This is a genomic window from Streptomyces sp. NPDC086077 (genome assembly GCF_040686175.1).
Classification (GTDB): domain Bacteria; phylum Actinomycetota; class Actinomycetes; order Streptomycetales; family Streptomycetaceae; genus Streptomyces.
On the sequence record NZ_JBFBJT010000079.1, the window covers coordinates 17,965 to 33,634 of the forward strand.

Consider the following 15,670-nt stretch of genomic DNA (forward strand, 5'->3'; position numbering starts at 1 on the left):
CGGGGCCACTGACAACGGCCCGCCGTGCACGGCCGCGCCCCGCCCGGCGCCTCGGCCCCCTTGGTCGCCGTCCGGTCCCGAGGGCGCCCGTCCGCCGTTCAGTCCTCGCCCAGGCCCGGCAGCAGGCCGCACACCGCCTCGCGTTCGGCCGGGCCCATGAACGCGGCCAGCGCTTCGGTGACCGTCGCGGCCAGGGCGCCGGACGTCTCCTCCAGGAGCCGGCGGGCCTTGTCCGTGAGGGCGACCTCGATGCCGCGCTTGTCACCGCAGACCGAGCGGCGGGTGACGAGCCCGGCGCGCTGGAGGCAGGCGATCTGGTACGTGAGCCGGGTCTTGGGGCGGCCCAGCAACTCCGCGACCCGTGTCATCCGCAGGCCGCCCTCCGGCTGCTCGGCCAGCAGGCACAGCACCAGGAACTCGTCGTGGGAGACATCGAGACGCTCCTTCACGACGGACCGCAGCCGCTGCTCCACGGCCCCCGTCGCCGCCAGCAGTCGCATCCACGCCCGCAGCTCGGGCGGCAGCAGTCCGTCGCCCTGCGCGGACGGGCAGGAGCGCAGGTCGGCGGGCGGCTCGGAGGAGGCGGTCATGGGGTCGAGTGTACCTGTTGTCCAAATTTGGATGAGGGTGCGCCGGAGTGGTTGTCCAGGTTGGTTGTTCAGATTTGAACATTCAGTTAGCGTGTGGTCATCCAAATTTGGAGTACTTACCGAGTGCTCGATCGACAGGAGAACCACCATGACCGTCACCGTGGAAACCGGCCTCTGGCAGCTCGACACCACCGCCTCCACCGTCGCGCTGCGACACAGGACGCTGTGGGGGCTGGCCACCGTCAAGGGCGCTCTCGCCGCCGTCGGCGGCCGGGGCGAGGTCGGGGCGGACGGCTCGGCCACCGGCACCGTCACCCTGGACGCGACCTCCCTGGACACCAGGAACGGCAAGCGTGACGAGCACCTGAAGTCCGCCGACTTCCTGGACGCCGGCAAGCACCCGGAGATCACCTTCGTCGTCGGCGAGGCCCGGCTGCGTGGCGAGGGCGCCGCGCACGTCACCGGGGAACTGACCGTGCGCGGCGTCAGCCGGCCGCTGACCCTCACCGCCCGCGTCGTGGGCGCCGACGCGGGTACGGTGACGCTGGACGTGGCATTCACCGTGGATCGCCACGAGTTCGGGGTCACGGGCAACCAGATGGGGATGATCCGCGGCCTGACCATGATCGAGGCGTCGCTCCGCTTCACCCGCGCGGACTGAGGCGGGTGACACGCGAAGAAACGGCTGCTTCGCCGTCGCCGACCGTGTCGCTGTTCGGCCGAACGGGTGACATGGCGTAAGAATTGGTCGGTGCAGGCGATGAGTGCGAGGCAGATCGGGGGGAGCCGGTGAACAGCCACGACGTCACCGATGAACAGTGGGAAGGGCTCGCCCAGGTCGTGCCGTTGCGGGGCCGTGACGCCTGGCCGTCCGCGGTGGGCCACCGTGCCCTGCCGGAAGCGCCGACCGAGGCCCGCCGCCGTTTCGTGGTCCTGCGCGTCAACGTCTTCGCGGACGCCCGTGAGGTCGCCGAGACCCTGATGGCCGGTATCCCGGTCCTCCTCGACCTCACCGGCGCCGAGACGGACGTGGCCAAACGCGTCCTGGACTTCAGCACCGGCGTCGTCTTCGGCCGGGCCAGCGGGATGCACCGGGTGGACCGCAACGTGTTCCTGCTGACCCCGCCGGGGACCGAGGTCCAGGGGTTGATGGAGGGGGCGGCGGGTGTACCGGGCATGTAGAGGCGCCCGGAGGACGCGGGTGCGTCCAGCGAAGTGAGCCGGGCGTCCGCGAGGTGTGCCCGGGTGCAGGCCGGCGTCGCCCGATCGTAGGAAGGTCCGTCAGGCGGAACGGTTCGGCCGTCTCGCGGTCTCCTACGGTCCGGACATGGCCGCGCCTCCCACCACCCCGCCCCCCACGACCACCCACCCGCCCACCGCCCCGGGATGTCCGGAGCGGCCGTGCATCACGGAGTTGCGGCTGTCCGCGTTCGCCGGGCACCGCGGCGCCGGGTTCCCGCTCGGGCCCTGCACGCTGCTCGCCGGGCCGAGCGGTTCCGGCAAGACGACCGCGCTGCGGGCCTACGAGGCGCTGGCCCGGCTCGGCGGTGGGGCCCCGCTCGGGGAGGTGTTCCCGGATCCGGCGGCCTGTGTGCCGGAGCGGGCGCGGCCGGACGCCCAGCGGCGCCGCGGTTTCCGGATCGGCTGTACGGCGGACGGTCCCGAGGGCCCGGTGCGGCTCGACGTCGCCGTACAGGCCGAGCCCGAACTGCGTGTCGTCGGCGAGCGGTTGACGTCCGGGCGGATGGTGCTGCTGGAGACCGCGCTGCGCGATCCGGGACGGCGTGCCGTGCAGGCCGCGTGGCACAACGGGGGATCGGTGCCGGTGACGCGGGCCCCGCTGCCCGACGACCGGCTCGGTACCGCGTTGCTGCCGTTGCGGGTGGCGGGCAAGACCGACGGGCAGCGGCAGGTGCTCGCCGCCGCGGAGCAGATGGTGGTGGCGCTGCGGTCGGTGTTCGTCTGCGATCCGCTGCCCGAGCGGATGCGCGTCCCGGCACCGGCCGGCGCCGGGCGCCTTCTCGGCGGCTGCGGCAACCTCGCGGGCGTCCTCGCGCGCACGCGTGAGGAGTGTGCGCGACGGCACGGGCTGTTCGTCGCGGCGGTACGGGCCGGCTGCGCGGGGAACGTCACGGACGTGCTCGCCGAGGCGGCCGCCGACGGCACGATCCTGGGCAGCCTCGACCGGGGCGACGGACACCGGGCCGGCTTCGGGCGGCTGGGGGACGGGGAGTTGAGGTATCTGGCGCTCGCCCTGGTGCTGCTCACCGGGCCCGGCGTCCTGGAGGTCGACCCGGCCGGCGAGGTGCCCGCCGCGCTCCAGACACTCACGGTGCTGGCCGACGGCTTCGACCGCGCGCTGGACGTGCCGCAGCGCACCGAACTGCTGCGGCTGGCGGCCCGGATGGGGGAGCGCGGGCACATCCGCTGGGTCGGTGCGGTCAGCGACGCGTCGTGGGCGGCGGGGGAGGACGGGATCACGGTGGTACACCTGGAGCCGTGACAGCACAGTCGGAGCATCCCGAACCGCCGGATCTCGCCACCCTTCAGCGCCGGCTCGCCGCGTTCGCCGCCGCGCGCGACTGGCAGCCGTACCACACGCCCAAGAACCTGGTCGCCGCGCTCAGCGTCGAGGCCTCGGAACTTGTCGAGATCTTCCAGTGGTTGACGCCCGAGGAGTCGGCGCAGGTCATGACCGACGCCGAGTCCGCCCATCGCGTCAGGGACGAGGTCGCCGACGTGCTGGCGTATCTGCTCCAGCTGTGCGGGGTGCTCGGCATCGACCCGTTGGCCGCGCTCGCGGCGAAGATCGACCGCAACGAGGAGAGGTTCCCGGCGCCGGAGGGTCCGTGAGCTGTGGCGGAATCCGGCGGTCCGCCCAGGGGAGGGGGCTAGTCCGCTTTTACTCTCCGTATATGAATTTCGAACTGAATCCGAATTGTTGTCCACAGATTTCGGTCTTCCCCTGGCTTTTCGTCTCAGGGGACCTCACGCTGGGTAGTGAACAAGGGAGTTCGGTCAGACGTGCGGAGAGAGCGCGTCGGGACAGACGGGGGCAACGCATGGACGCGGTGCGGCTCATCCTGACGAGCAGGCGTGCCCTGGCAGGAGGCGGTGAGGTCTCCGAGATCATGACGGAGGTGTGGCAGGCGCAGGCTCTGGCGCAGGCGATCGGCAGCCGCCTCGCCGTCTTCGGCCCGCCGGAACTGCGCGGTGAGGCACTGGGGTTGACCGAGCTGGCGGGTCGCGGCTGTGGCGTGCTCGACGCCCCGGTGCTGGCCCCCGGTGAGCTGCGCGCGGCCCAGCTCACCGAGCTGGGCGACGCCCGCCAGGCTTTGCTCCACCTGGGCAGCCTGCTCGGCGAGGTGGGCATCGCCCTGGTCGGCATCACCTGCGCCGCCCCCGACGAGGGGACGTACTGGCAGTGCATGGAAGCCATCGACGCGGCGGACGAGTCGAGGGACCGCGTCCTGGAGATGCTCCGCAAACTGGCCGACCGGGAACAGGCGGTACCCGCACGGGAGGCGGGCTGAAGCACGCCGGGCACTCTGAAGTGCCGCTGTGAGCACCAGGCGCGGGGTGCGCCGCCTGGTGGCGGACGGAACGGTGCACGGCTGGTGTCTCGGGCACCGGCACGATCGGGTGCGCCCGGTCCGCGAAGTCCGCCGTATCCGGGCCGCTGCCCCCCACAGCTCAGCCCTTGTTCCTCAGAGCCCTCCCGGTCCCTCCGGTGGTTCCGGCATTCGTTCGTTCGCGGCCGGCGGGGCCCATCTGTTCGTGCCCGCTGCCTGGAGTTCGGCGTCCAGCGCCGACAGGTCCGCGTTCAGCGCCGCCATCAGCTCCTCCATCTGCTGCAGCAGCCCCTTCGGCCGGGCCTCGCCCCCGCCCTGCTGCGGCACGGTCTCTTCGGACATGACGGCCTCCTCGGCCCTGGCCCCCCGGGCGGGGCCGATCCGGGTGTCGCTCCGGCGTCGACCGGCCGGTGCGGGCGCCGGGCGGTCCGGCTCCGCCCGAGCCAACGATCACCACGAGGGCCGGTCACTGGCGCGGGCGCGCACCCGTGCACGGCGTTGACGTGTTTCACCCTGGCCGGGGACGCGGCCACGCCCCACGCGACGGCGGCCCGCACCGATGCGGTGCCCGGCCGCCCGAGCAGGCAGGATGGGGTCATGGATCTTCGAATCTTCACCGAGCCCCAGCAGGGGGCGACCTACGACACCCTGCTCACCGTCGCGAAGGCCACCGAGGACCTGGGCTTCGACGCCTTCTTCCGCTCCGACCACTATCTGAGGATGGGCTCCGGGGACGGTCTGCCCGGCCCCACCGACGCCTGGATCACCCTCGCCGGACTGGCCCGTGAGACCCAGCGCATCCGGCTCGGCACCCTGATGACCGCCGGCACCTTCCGACTGCCCGGCGTGCTCGCCATCCAGGTCGCGCAGGTCGACCAGATGTCCGGCGGCCGCGTCGAACTCGGCCTGGGCGCCGGCTGGTTCGAGGAGGAGCACGCGGCGTACGGCATTCCCTTCCCGAAGGAGAAGTTCGGCCGCCTGGAGGAGCAACTGGAGATCGTCACCGGGCTGTGGGTCACGGAGCCCGGCCGCACCTTCGACTTCCACGGCACGCACTACCAGCTCAAGGACTCGCCCGCGCTGCCCAAGCCCACCCAGCCGAAGATCCCCGTCCTCGTCGGCGGCCACGGAGCGACCCGCACGCCCAAGCTGGCCGCCAAGTACGCCGACGAGTTCAACATGCCGTTCGCCTCCGTCGAGGACAGCGAGCGCCAGTTCGGCCGGGTGCGCGCCGCCGCCGAGGAGGCGGGCCGCAAGGGCGACGACCTCGTCTACTCCAACGCCCTCGTCGTCTGTGTCGGCAGGGACGACCAGGAGGTCGCCCGCCGCGCCGCCGCGATCGGCCGCGAGGTCGACGAACTGAAGCTCAACGGCCTTGCCGGTTCCCCGGCCGAGGTCGTCGACAAGATGGGCCGCTATGCCGAGATCGGCTCCGGGCGTCTCTACCTCCAGGTCCTCGACCTCGCCGACCTGGACCACCTGGAGCTGATCTCCGCCCAGGTCCAGGCCCAACTGCCCTGACCCTGAGAAGCGGGGCCGGCCCGGCCCGCCGCCGCGTCCCTCACCCGCTTCGCCCCTGCTCGCGCGCCTCCGGCTCGGACGCGTACCCCGCGCCGACGGCGAGCAGGGCGCTGGTCAGGGCGAGGAAGGCGGCGGTGGGGTTGATGTATCCGGGCATGCCGGTCGGATAGCTCTCACCCGTCTTCGTGTGGCAGACCAGCCTGAGCGGTATCACCTGGACGTCGGCGCTCATGGTCACGGCGGCCTTCTCAGGGCCCCCGGCCGCGAGGCAGGGCCGGATCGGCGAGGATCCCGTACCGCTGTCCTCCACCTCCATGTAGTCGCTCAGCACATGCAGCGACCCCCAGGTGTACATGAGGGCGGCCGCGGCTCCGGCCAGGGCGGCGCCGGAGCGCAACCGCGTCACGCGGTCCGCCCGCCGCACGCCGTGCGCGGAGAGGGTGCTGAAGCCGTAGCCGCACAGGCCGAACGCGGTGACCGCGCCGACGACGAGGATCAGCAGGAGAACGAGCCCGTCGCCCATCAGTTCGCGGGCCGTTCCGGCTGCCGCTCCTGCTCGTCCCGCTGCCAGGCGCCGACCCCGAGCTTGCCCGTCGTCCCCAGATCCAGCTCCGGGACCACCGTCACGGGCGCAGCGCCGGGCTTCGCCCAGGTCCGCGCGTAGGGGGCGTTGACGGCCTCGCCGAACTGCGTGGTGTTGCGCCAGACCAGACCGGCCCTGGCGCGCTCGCCGGGCGCCAGGGTCAGCGGCCGCGGCGGGGCGTCGGCCCCCGTGCCGGAGGCGATGGCGTCCCCGCCGTCCAGGATCCGCACCCCGTCGACGGGCCGGTGCTCCTCGTCGAGGATCTCGATCTCCGGGTAGCCGTCGAGCGCGTACGGCTCGGTGCCGCAGTTCTCCAGGTGCAGCCCCACGACCCGCAGCCCCATCGCGGCGTCCCCCTGATCGGCGTAGACCCGCACCCCCGAGGCCGGGCACGGGCCCGTCTCGGAGGGGGCCTCGTCGGCGGGGACGCTCCTGACCTTGGAGATCGACACGCGCTCCCCGTCGGCCAGGGTGACGGTCCGCCGCACCGGCCGGCCCGGCTCGACCGACTCCACCGTCTCCTGCGCGCCGGACATCGCGACACCGGTCTCCGTCGCGAAGGTGAGGGAGACGGTGTACGTGAAGGCTTCGGTCCCCTCGTGGGTGACCTCGAACTCGACGCGGTCGCACGCGGGGCCGCGCAGGCCGGTGATCCTGACGCCGTCCCGCTCCGTCCACGACGGGTCGGTGGGACAGGGGGAGGCCGAACCGCCGCTCGGCGAACCGGCGTGCTGGGTGCCGCACGCCGTCAGCAGCAGGGCGCAGACGGGCAGAAGGAGGGGGCGCATCAGCCGAGTCGACCAGTACCGGCCCCGCGGAGCTGTGACGGAAGCCACCCCTCCGGTCACAGCCCTGTCACAGCCGAACCCGGGCCGAGCGGAAAATCCCAGGTGGCCCGGCTTTGTTGTCGGTACGTTGGCAGGGACCCGCGGGCACGCATACCCGCACTTCAGACCCTTTCGAGGCAACCACCGTGTTCCTGACGATCAGTACCACCGGTACCCAAGAACGCCCCGCGACCGACCTCGGGTTCCTGCTGCACAAGCATCCCGGCAAGGCGCAGGCGTTCTCCACCTCCTACGGCAAGGCGCACGTCCTCTACCCCGAGGCCGACGCCCGACGCTGCACGGCGGCGCTGCTGCTGGAGGTGGACGCGGTGGCACTGGTCCGGCGCGGCAAGGGCAAGGGCCGGGGCGGCGCCCCCGACGCGGCCCTGGCGCAGTACGTCAACGACCGCCCGTACGCCGCCTCCTCGCTGCTGGCCGTAGCGCTGAGCGGAGTCTTCTCCAGCGCGATGCGCGGGGTGTGCAACGCCCGCCCCGACCGCGCCGCCGAACCGCTCCCGCTGCGCATCGAGATACCCGCGCTGCCCGCCCGCGGCGGACCCGCCCTCGTACGCGGGCTGTTCGAGCCGCTCGGGTGGACGGTGACGGCCGATCCGGTGCCTCTGGACACCGAGTTCCCGCAGTGGGGCGACTCGCGGTACGTGCGGCTCGTGCTGGAGTCCGAGAGGCTTACCCTCGCCGCGGCCCTGCGCCACCTGTACGTCCTGCTCCCCGTCCTGGACGACGCCAAGCACTACTGGGTCTCCCCCGACGAGGTCGACAAGCTGCTGCGGGCCGGTGAGGGCTGGCTGCCCGACCACCCGGAGCAGAAGCTGATCACCAGCCGTTACCTCTCGCGCCGCTGGTCGCTGACCCGCCAGGCGAGGGAACGCCTCGAGCTGGTGCGGCTGGCCGAGACCGACGACAGCGAGGTCGAGGCCATCGACAACGCGGTCGGGGCCGAGACGGAGGAGGCCGAGAAGCCCACGCCGCTCGCCGTGCAGCGGCGCGAGGCGATCGTGGCCGCGCTCCATGAGTCGGGTGCCGCCCGGGTCCTCGACCTCGGCTGCGGACAGGGCCAGTTGATGCAGGCGCTGCTCAAGGACGTCCGCTTCACCGAGATCGTCGGCGTCGACGTGTCGATGCGTGCGCTGACCATCGCCTCCCGGCGGCTGAAGCTGGACCGCATGGGCGAGCGGCAGGCCGCGCGGGTGAAGCTCTTCCAGGGTTCGCTCGCCTACACGGACAACCGGCTGGAGGGCTACGACGCCGCCGTGCTCAGCGAGGTGATCGAGCACCTCGACCTGCCCCGGCTGCCCGCCCTGGAGTACGCCGTGTTCGGCGCGGCCCGCCCCCGCACGGTCCTCGTGACCACCCCGAACGTCGAGTACAACGTCCGCTGGGAGACCCTCCCGGCCGGGCACGTCCGGCACGGCGACCACCGCTTCGAGTGGACCCGCGCCGAGTTCCAGGAGTGGGCCCGGTCCGTCGCCGAACGGTACGGATACCAGGTCGGGTTCCGTCCGGTCGGGCCCGACGAACCCGAGGTGGGACCGCCCACCCAGATGGCCGCGTTCTCCATGAACACAGCCGGCTCCGGCACCGCGAAGGAGGAGAAGTCCGCATGACCGCCGACACCGTGGGGCGCACCCTGCCCGTCACCGACCTCTCCCTCGTGGTCCTCGTCGGTGCCTCCGGCTCCGGCAAGTCCACCTTCGCCCGCAGGCACTTCAAGCCCACCGAGGTCATCTCCTCGGACTTCTGCCGTGGCCTGGTCTCCGACGACGAGAACGACCAGAGCGCCACACGCGACGCCTTCGACGTCCTGCACTACGTCGCGGGCAAGCGCCTCGCCGCCGGTCGCCGCACGGTCGTCGACGCGACCAGCGTCCAGCCGGACGCCCGGCGGCAGCTGGTCGAGCTGGCGAAGAAGTACGACGTGCTGCCCATCGCCATCGTGCTGGACGTGCCGGAGGAGGTGTGCGCCGAGCGCAACGCGGCCCGCTCCGACCGGGCCGACATGCCGCGCCGGGTGATCCAGCGGCACATCCGCGAACTCCGGCGCTCCTTGCGCCACCTGGAGCGTGAGGGCTTCCGCAAGGTGCATGTCCTGCGCGGAGCGGCGGACGTCGAGAGCGCCACGGTGGTCACCGAGAAGCGCTTCAACGACCTGACCCACCTCACCGGCCCCTTCGACATCATCGGCGACATCCACGGCTGCGCGGCCGAACTGGAGTCGCTGCTGGGCAAGTTGGGATACACCGACGGGGTGCACCCCGACGGCCGGACGGCGGTCTTCGTCGGTGACCTCGTCGACCGCGGCCCGGACAGCCCGGGTGTGCTGCGCCGTGTGATGGCGATGGTGAAGTCCGGCAACGCGCTCTGCGTGCCGGGCAACCACGAGAACAAGTACGGGCGGTATCTGCGCGGGCGCAAGGTCCAGCAGACGCACGGGCTCGCGGAGACCGTCGCGCAGATGCAGGACGAGAGCGAGGAGTTCAAGCGGGAGGTACGGGAGTTCATCGACGGACTGGTCAGCCACTACGTCCTCGACGGCGGAAAACTGGTCGTCTGTCACGCTGGGCTGCCGGAGAAGTACCACGGCCGCACCTCCGGCCGGGTCCGCAGCCACGCCCTGTACGGCGACACGACCGGCGAGACCGACGAGTTCGGGCTGCCGGTGCGCTACCCGTGGGCGGAGGACTACCGCGGCCGGGCGGCGGTGGTGTACGGCCACACCCCGGTGCCCAAGGCCACCTGGCTGAACAACACCATCTGCCTGGACACCGGTGCCGTCTTCGGCGGCAAGCTCACCGCGCTGCGCTGGCCGGAGCGGGAACTGGTCGACGTACCGGCCGAGCGCGTCTGGTACGAGCCGGCCAAGCCGCTGCGGAGCGAGGCGCCGGGCGGGCAGGACGGGCGGCCGCTGGCCCTGTCGGACGTGCACGGCCGGCGGGTCGTGGAGACCCGGCACGCCGGGCGGATATCGGTGCGCGAGGAGAACGCGGCGGCGGCCCTGGAGGTCATGAGCCGCTTCGCGGTCGACCCGCGGCTGCTGCCGTACCTCCCGCCGACGATGGCTCCGACGGCCACCTCGCGCGTCGAGGGCTATCTGGAGCACCCGGCGGAGGCCTTCGCACAGTACAAGGACGACGGTGTCGCCCGCGTCGTGTGCGAGGAGAAGCACATGGGCTCGCGGGCGGTGGCGCTCGTGTGCCGGGACGCGGAGGCGGCGCGGAGGCGCTTCGGGGTGGACGGGCCCACGGGGTCGCTCTACACCCGTACCGGCCGCCCGTTCTTCGACGACGAGCAGGTCACCGAGGAGATCCTGGGACGGCTCCGGGCGGCGGCCGAGTCGGCGGGTCTGTTCGCGGAGCTCGCCGCATCCGACAGCGCCTCCGGCGCGGGCGAGTGGCTGCTGCTCGACGCGGAACTCATGCCGTGGTCGCTGAAGGCGTCCGGGCTGCTGCGCAGTCAGTACGCGGCGGTCGGCGCCGCCTCCGGGGCGGTGTTCCCGGGCGCGGTGGCCGCTCTGGAGGACGCCGCGGCGCGCGGCGTCGACGTCGGCCCGCTGCTGGCGCGCCAGCGGGAGCGGGCGGCCGACGCCGCGTCGTTCACCGAGGCGTACCGGCGCTACTGCTGGGCCACGGAGGGCCTGGACGGTGTACGCCTCGCCCCGTTCCAGATCCTGGCCGCACCGGGCCGCAGCCTCGCCGCCCTGCCGCACGACAGGCAACTGGCCCTGCTCGACCGCCTCGTCGAGCACGACGGCACCGGCCTGCTCCAGACCACCCGGCGGCTGTACGTCGACACCGGTGACCCGGAGTCGGTGCGCGCCGGCGTCGACTGGTGGCTGGAGATGACCGGCCGGGGCGGCGAGGGCATGGTCGTCAAGCCCGTCGGCGCGGTGGTGCGCGACGAGCAGGGGCGCCTGGTGCAGCCCGGCATCAAGTGCCGGGGCCGTGAGTACCTGCGGATCATCTACGGTCCCGAGTACACGCGCCCGGACAACCTGGCCCGGTTGCGCGCGCGGTTCCTGAACCACAAGCGGTCGCTGGCGCTGCGCGAGTACGCGCTCGGTCTGGAGGCCCTGGACCGGCTGGCCGAGGGCGAGCCGCTGTGGCGGGTGCACGAGGCGGTGTTCGGGGTGCTGGCCCTGGAGTCGGAGCCGGTGGACCCGCGGCTGTAGCCGTCCGTGGCCGGTGAGCCGGACCGTGCCCTGAGCGCGGTCCGGCCCCGTGCCACGGGGGCGACCTGCCGAAAGCGGGGGTGAACAGGAGCGCGAATGGTCAGGATGGAGGCATGGGATTCCATGTCGACTCCGAGGCCGGGCGGCTGCGCCGCGTCATCCTGCACCGGCCGGATCTAGAGCTCAAAAGGCTCACCCCCAGCAACAAGGACGCCCTCCTCTTCGACGACGTCCTCTGGGTGCGCCGCGCCCGCGCCGAGCACGACGGGTTCGCCGACGTGCTGCGCGACCGCGGTGTCACCGTCCACCTGTTCGGCGAGCTGCTCGTCGAGGCCCTGGAGATCCCGGCGGCCCGCACGCTCGTACTGGACCGGGTCTTCGACGAGAAGGAGTACGGTCCGCTGGCCACGGACCACCTCCGGGCGTCCTTCGAGGCGCTGCCCACGCGGGAGCTGGCCGAGGCGCTGGTCGGCGGGATGACCAAACGGGAGTTCCTGGACGCGCACGCGGAGCCGACCTCCGTGCGCTTCCACGTCATGGACCTCGACGACTTCCTGCTCGAACCGCTGCCGAACCACCTCTTCACCCGTGACACCTCCGCCTGGATCTACGACGGCGTCTCCATCAACGCCATGCGCTGGCCCGCCCGGCAGCGCGAGACCGTGCACTTCGAGGCGATCTACCGGCACCACCCGCTGTTCCGTGACGAAAGGTTCCACCTCTGGTCGGAGGGGCAGGCCGACTACCCGTCGACCATCGAGGGCGGGGACGTGCTCGTGATCGGCAACGGGGCCGTGCTCATCGGCATGAGCGAGCGGACCACCCCGCAGGCCGTCGAGATGCTGGCGCACAAGCTGTTCGCCGCGGGCTCCGCGGAGACGATCGTGGCCCTGGACATGCCCAAGCGACGCGCCCTGATGCACCTCGACACGGTGATGACCATGGTCGACGGCGATGTGTTCACCCAGTACGCCGGGCTCGGCATGCTGCGCTCGTACACCATCGAGCCGGGCGTCGGCGAGAAGGAGCTGAAGGTCACCGACCACCCGCCGGAGCACATGCACCGGGCGATCGCCGCCGCGCTCGGGCTCAGCGAGATCAGGGTCCTGACCGCCACCCAGGACGTGCACGCGGCCGAGCGTGAGCAGTGGGACGACGGCTGCAACGTGCTCGCCGTCGAACCGGGCGTGGTCGTCGCCTACGAACGGAACTCCACCACCAACACCCATCTGCGCAAGCAGGGCATCGAGGTGATCGAGATCCCGGGCAGCGAGCTGGGGCGGGGAAGAGGGGGGCCGCGCTGCATGAGCTGCCCCGTGCAGCGGGACCCCGTATAGGCGTGGCGACGCCGTGGAGACAGGCGCTGCACGGGTAGGGCGGCCCGCAGACAGGGGATGTATAGAAATTCTGAACTTCGTATAGACTTTCAGCGCCCTTGTCCCTGACCCCGTACTTCTGGAGCGCCCCTCATGGCGACAGTCCCGACCGCCCTCGCAGGCCGCCACTTCCTCAAGGAGCTCGACTTCACCGAGCGGGAGTTTCTCGGCCTGATCGAGCTGGCCGCCGAGCTGAAGGCCGCCAAGAAGGCCGGGACCGAGGCCCAGTATCTGCGCGGCCGCAACATCGCGCTGATCTTCGAGAAGACGTCGACGCGCACCCGCTGCGCGTTCGAGGTGGCGGCGGCCGACCAGGGGGCCTCGACGACGTACCTCGACCCCTCCGGTTCGCAGATCGGGCACAAGGAGTCGGTGAAGGACACCGCCCGCGTGCTCGGCCGGATGTACGACGGGATCGAGTACCGCGGGGACAGCCAGGCCAAGGTCGAGGAGCTGGCGGCGTTCGCCGGCGTACCCGTCTTCAACGGCCTCACCGACGACTGGCACCCCACCCAGATGCTCGCCGACGTCCTCACCATGACCGAGCACGGCACCGGGCCGCTGCCGGAGACCGCGTTCGCCTACCTCGGCGACGCCCGCTTCAACATGGGCAACTCCTACCTGGTCACCGGCGCCCTGCTCGGCATGGACGTACGAATCGTCGCCCCCAGGGCCTACTGGCCCGCCCAGGAGGTCGTCGACCGGGCCCGCGTGCTGGCCAGGACGAGCGGTGCGCGGATCACCCTCACCGAGGACGTGGCCGAGGGCGTCCTCGGCGCCCACTTCGTCGCCACCGACGTCTGGGTCTCCATGGGCGAGCCCAAGGAGGTGTGGGACGAACGGATCACCGCGCTCACCCCGTACGCCGTGACCATGGACGTGCTGCGCGCCACCGGGCACCCGGACGTGAAGTTCCTGCACTGCCTGCCCGCCTTCCACGACCTCGGCACCAACGTCGGCCGCGAGATCCACGAGCGGCACGGGCTGGCCTCCCTGGAGGTCACCGACGAGGTCTTCGAGTCGGCCCACTCGGTCGTCTTCGACCAGGCGGAGAACCGGCTGCACACCATCAAGGCGGTCCTGGTCGCCACCCTGGCGTGAGCCGTCTCCTACGGAACGCCTCTGATCAGGCCTTATGCTGACCGGCGGCCCGGAGCCATCCCTTCCGCGGCCGTCGCGCGCCCCATCCGGGCGCACCCCGTCCCCAGAAAGAGCACCGCCCGCATGCCCCGCACCAAATCCCCCGCCCTCCTGGTGGCCGAATCCGGCGCCGACCGCGAGGGCCACGGCCTCAAGCGCACGATGGGCCTGTTCCAGCTGATCTGCTTCGGCGTCGGCGCGATCGTCGGCACCGGCATCTTCGTCGGCCTGTCCGACTCGGTCGCCCAAGCCGGTCCCGCGGTCGTCGTCTCCTTCGTGCTGGCCGCGATCACCTGCGTGTTCACCGCGTTCGCCTTCGCCGAGCTGGGCGGCGCGATCCCGGTCTCCGGCTCCTCGTACTCCTTCGCCTACGCCGGGCTCGGCGAGACCACCGCCTTCCTGGTCGGCTGGTGCCTGCTCCTGGAGTACGGCGTCTCGGTCTCCGCCGTCGCGGTCGGCTGGAGCCAGTACGTCAACGAACTCCTCGACGGTCTCATCGGCCTCCAACTGCCCGCCGCGCTCTCCGCGAGTCCCGGCGACGGCGGCGTCGTCAACCTGCCGGCCGTCCTGGTCATCGCCATGGCCGCCGTCCTGCTGGTGCGCGGCGTGCGGGAGAGCGCCCGGGCCACGGCCGCAATGGCCGTGCTCAAGCTGGCCATCCTCGTCGCCTTCTGCGCGATCGGCTTCAGCGCCTTCAAGGACGGCAACCTCGTGCCGTTCGCCCCGGCCGGACTGGCCGGCATCGGCGCGGGCACCACCGCCGCCTTCTTCTCCTACATCGGCTTCGACGCGATCACCACCGCCGGCGAGGAGGCGAAGAACCCGCGCCGGGACATCCCGGTGGCGATCCTCGTCTGCATCGGCGTGGTCACCGTGCTGTACTGCGCGGTCGCGCTCGCGGCGATCGGTGCCGTCGGCGGCGACGCGGTCGGCGGCCGGCCGGCCGCGCTGTCCTACGTCGTCGACCGGGTCACCGGCTCCGGGATCGGCGGCGGGATCATCGCCTTCGGCGCGGTCGTCGCGATCGCCTCGGTGGTGCTCGCCGTGATGTACGGCCAGAGCCGCATCCTGATGTCGATGTCCCGGGACGGTCTCGTCCCGCGCGTCTTCCAGAAGGTCTCGCCGCGCACGGCCACGCCCGTCGCGGGCACCCTGATCATCGCGATCGTCTTCGCGGTCCCGGCGGCCTTCTCGTCGCTGGACGCGGTGGTCAACCTCTGCACCATCGGCACGCTCGCCGTCATGGCCGTGGTCAACGCCGCGGTGATCGCCCTGCGCCGCCGCGAGCCGGACCTGCCCCGCACCTTCCGGGTGCCGCTGTACCCCGTGGTGCCGCTGCTGGGCGTCGGCTTCTGCCTGTACCTGATGTACGAGACGGGCTGGACGACGTGGGCGCAGTTCGCGGTGTTCCTCGCCGTGGGGCTGCTCGTCTACCTCTGCTACGGGCGCCGAAACTCGCGAATGGCGCGGGTCACGACGCCGGACGCGGCTGGTACCGGGGCTGCCGCTGACGCGGTACGACAGGCAGTCTGAACCACACCGCCTTGCCGGACTCGGTGGGTCGGTGACCGCAGGACGCGCTCAGCGTGCGGATCAGCAGCAGGCCGCGCCCGTGCTCCTGCCAGGGGTCGGGCTCGCACTCGGCGGGCCGCGTGAGGTTGCCGGGCGGCGCGGGGTCGGGGTCGTGCACCTCGACCTTGCAGCCGCTCGGCAGCAGCTCCACGACCAGCTCTATCGGGGCGTCGCCCGCGGTGTGCTCCACGGCGTTGGCCACCAGCTCGGCGGTGAGCAGCTCGGCGGTGTCGCTGTCCGTGCCGTGCTGAAGCTCCGCGAGCGCCGTACGGACCAGCGCGCGGGCCACGGGCACGGCCGCCG

Annotated in this window: 16 protein-coding genes; 11 read left to right on the forward strand and 5 right to left on the reverse strand. The window is 72.1% G+C overall.

Annotated elements, in window-relative coordinates; genetic code table 11:
- Positions 1-98: 98 nt before the first annotated feature.
- Positions 99-590, reverse strand: coding sequence for a MarR family transcriptional regulator (locus tag AB0O67_RS22510; protein WP_365452678.1), 492 nt, complete (start codon positions 588-590; stop codon positions 99-101).
- A gap of 148 nt (positions 591-738) precedes the next feature.
- Between AB0O67_RS22510 and AB0O67_RS22515 the strand changes: the two genes are divergently transcribed.
- From AB0O67_RS22515 to AB0O67_RS22535, 5 genes are all read left to right on the forward strand, one after another.
- Positions 739-1,251, forward strand: coding sequence for a YceI family protein (locus AB0O67_RS22515; protein ID WP_365452680.1), 513 nt, complete (start codon positions 739-741; stop codon positions 1,249-1,251).
- Between the two features lie 128 nt (positions 1,252-1,379).
- Entirely contained in the window at positions 1,380-1,772 is a 393-nt protein-coding gene (locus AB0O67_RS22520) for a cell division protein SepF (RefSeq protein WP_365452681.1), read from the forward strand.
- 145 nt (positions 1,773-1,917) lie between these two features.
- Positions 1,918-3,093: an ATP-binding protein gene (locus AB0O67_RS22525; protein WP_365452683.1), complete on the forward strand. Its 1,176-nt coding sequence runs from the start codon at positions 1,918-1,920 to the stop codon at positions 3,091-3,093.
- The gene (locus tag AB0O67_RS22530; protein ID WP_365452685.1) at positions 3,090-3,443 is read left to right on the forward strand and encodes a nucleotide pyrophosphohydrolase; all 354 of its coding nucleotides are present in this window, start codon (positions 3,090-3,092) and stop codon (positions 3,441-3,443) included. Before AB0O67_RS22525 ends, AB0O67_RS22530 begins: the two co-directional genes overlap by 4 nt.
- A 209-nt stretch (positions 3,444-3,652) precedes the next feature.
- Positions 3,653-4,123 carry a DUF6099 family protein gene (locus tag AB0O67_RS22535; RefSeq protein WP_365452687.1) on the forward strand — a complete coding sequence of 157 codons (471 nt, stop codon included), beginning with the start codon at positions 3,653-3,655 and terminating at the stop codon, positions 4,121-4,123.
- Positions 4,124-4,297: 174 nt separating this feature from the next.
- On the opposite strand, the gene AB0O67_RS22540 is transcribed toward AB0O67_RS22535, so the two are convergent.
- Positions 4,298-4,504 (reverse strand): hypothetical protein, encoded by a 207-nt coding sequence (locus AB0O67_RS22540; RefSeq protein ID WP_365452689.1) that lies wholly within the window; start codon positions 4,502-4,504, stop codon positions 4,298-4,300.
- Between the two features lie 255 nt (positions 4,505-4,759).
- Between AB0O67_RS22540 and AB0O67_RS22545 the strand changes: the two genes are divergently transcribed.
- On the forward strand, positions 4,760-5,683 hold the full coding sequence (locus AB0O67_RS22545) for an LLM class F420-dependent oxidoreductase (protein WP_365452691.1): 924 nt from the start codon (positions 4,760-4,762) through the stop codon (positions 5,681-5,683).
- A gap of 40 nt (positions 5,684-5,723) precedes the next feature.
- Here the strand turns inward: AB0O67_RS22545 and AB0O67_RS22550 are convergent, their stop codons facing one another.
- A complete protein-coding gene (locus tag AB0O67_RS22550) occupies positions 5,724-6,206 on the reverse strand; it encodes a hypothetical protein (RefSeq protein WP_365452693.1) in 483 nt (160 codons plus the stop codon).
- Positions 6,206-7,054, reverse strand: a complete 849-nt coding sequence (locus AB0O67_RS22555; RefSeq protein ID WP_365452695.1) for a DUF4232 domain-containing protein — start codon at positions 7,052-7,054, stop codon at positions 6,206-6,208. Before AB0O67_RS22555 ends, AB0O67_RS22550 begins: the two co-directional genes overlap by 1 nt.
- Positions 7,055-7,239: 185 nt before the next feature.
- Here AB0O67_RS22555 and AB0O67_RS22560 point away from each other — a divergent pair, with 185 nt between their 5' ends.
- The 5 genes from AB0O67_RS22560 to AB0O67_RS22580 all read left to right on the forward strand — a co-directional run bounded on the left by AB0O67_RS22560 (position 7,240) and on the right by AB0O67_RS22580 (position 15,328).
- Positions 7,240-8,718, forward strand: coding sequence for a 3' terminal RNA ribose 2'-O-methyltransferase Hen1 (locus AB0O67_RS22560; RefSeq protein WP_365452697.1), 1,479 nt, complete (start codon positions 7,240-7,242; stop codon positions 8,716-8,718).
- On the forward strand, positions 8,715-11,279 hold the full coding sequence (locus AB0O67_RS22565; RefSeq protein WP_365452699.1) for a polynucleotide kinase-phosphatase: 2,565 nt from the start codon (positions 8,715-8,717) through the stop codon (positions 11,277-11,279). The genes AB0O67_RS22560 and AB0O67_RS22565 overlap by 4 nt, the downstream gene beginning before the upstream one ends.
- Positions 11,280-11,392: 113 nt before the next feature.
- Complete coding sequence (locus AB0O67_RS22570) at positions 11,393-12,616, forward strand: arginine deiminase (protein WP_365452701.1); 1,224 nt, start codon at positions 11,393-11,395, stop codon at positions 12,614-12,616.
- Positions 12,617-12,748: 132 nt separating this feature from the next.
- Positions 12,749-13,756 (forward strand): ornithine carbamoyltransferase, encoded by a 1,008-nt coding sequence (argF, locus tag AB0O67_RS22575; RefSeq protein ID WP_365452703.1) that lies wholly within the window; start codon positions 12,749-12,751, stop codon positions 13,754-13,756.
- Positions 13,757-13,879: 123 nt separating this feature from the next.
- Positions 13,880-15,328: an amino acid permease gene (locus AB0O67_RS22580; protein WP_365452705.1), complete on the forward strand. Its 1,449-nt coding sequence runs from the start codon at positions 13,880-13,882 to the stop codon at positions 15,326-15,328.
- On the opposite strand, the gene AB0O67_RS22585 is transcribed toward AB0O67_RS22580, so the two are convergent.
- Positions 15,267-15,670, reverse strand: a 404-nt coding sequence (locus AB0O67_RS22585) for an ATP-binding protein (protein ID WP_365452707.1), incomplete at its 5' end; no start/stop codon positions are given. The two genes, AB0O67_RS22580 and AB0O67_RS22585, sit on opposite strands and share 62 nt — an antisense overlap.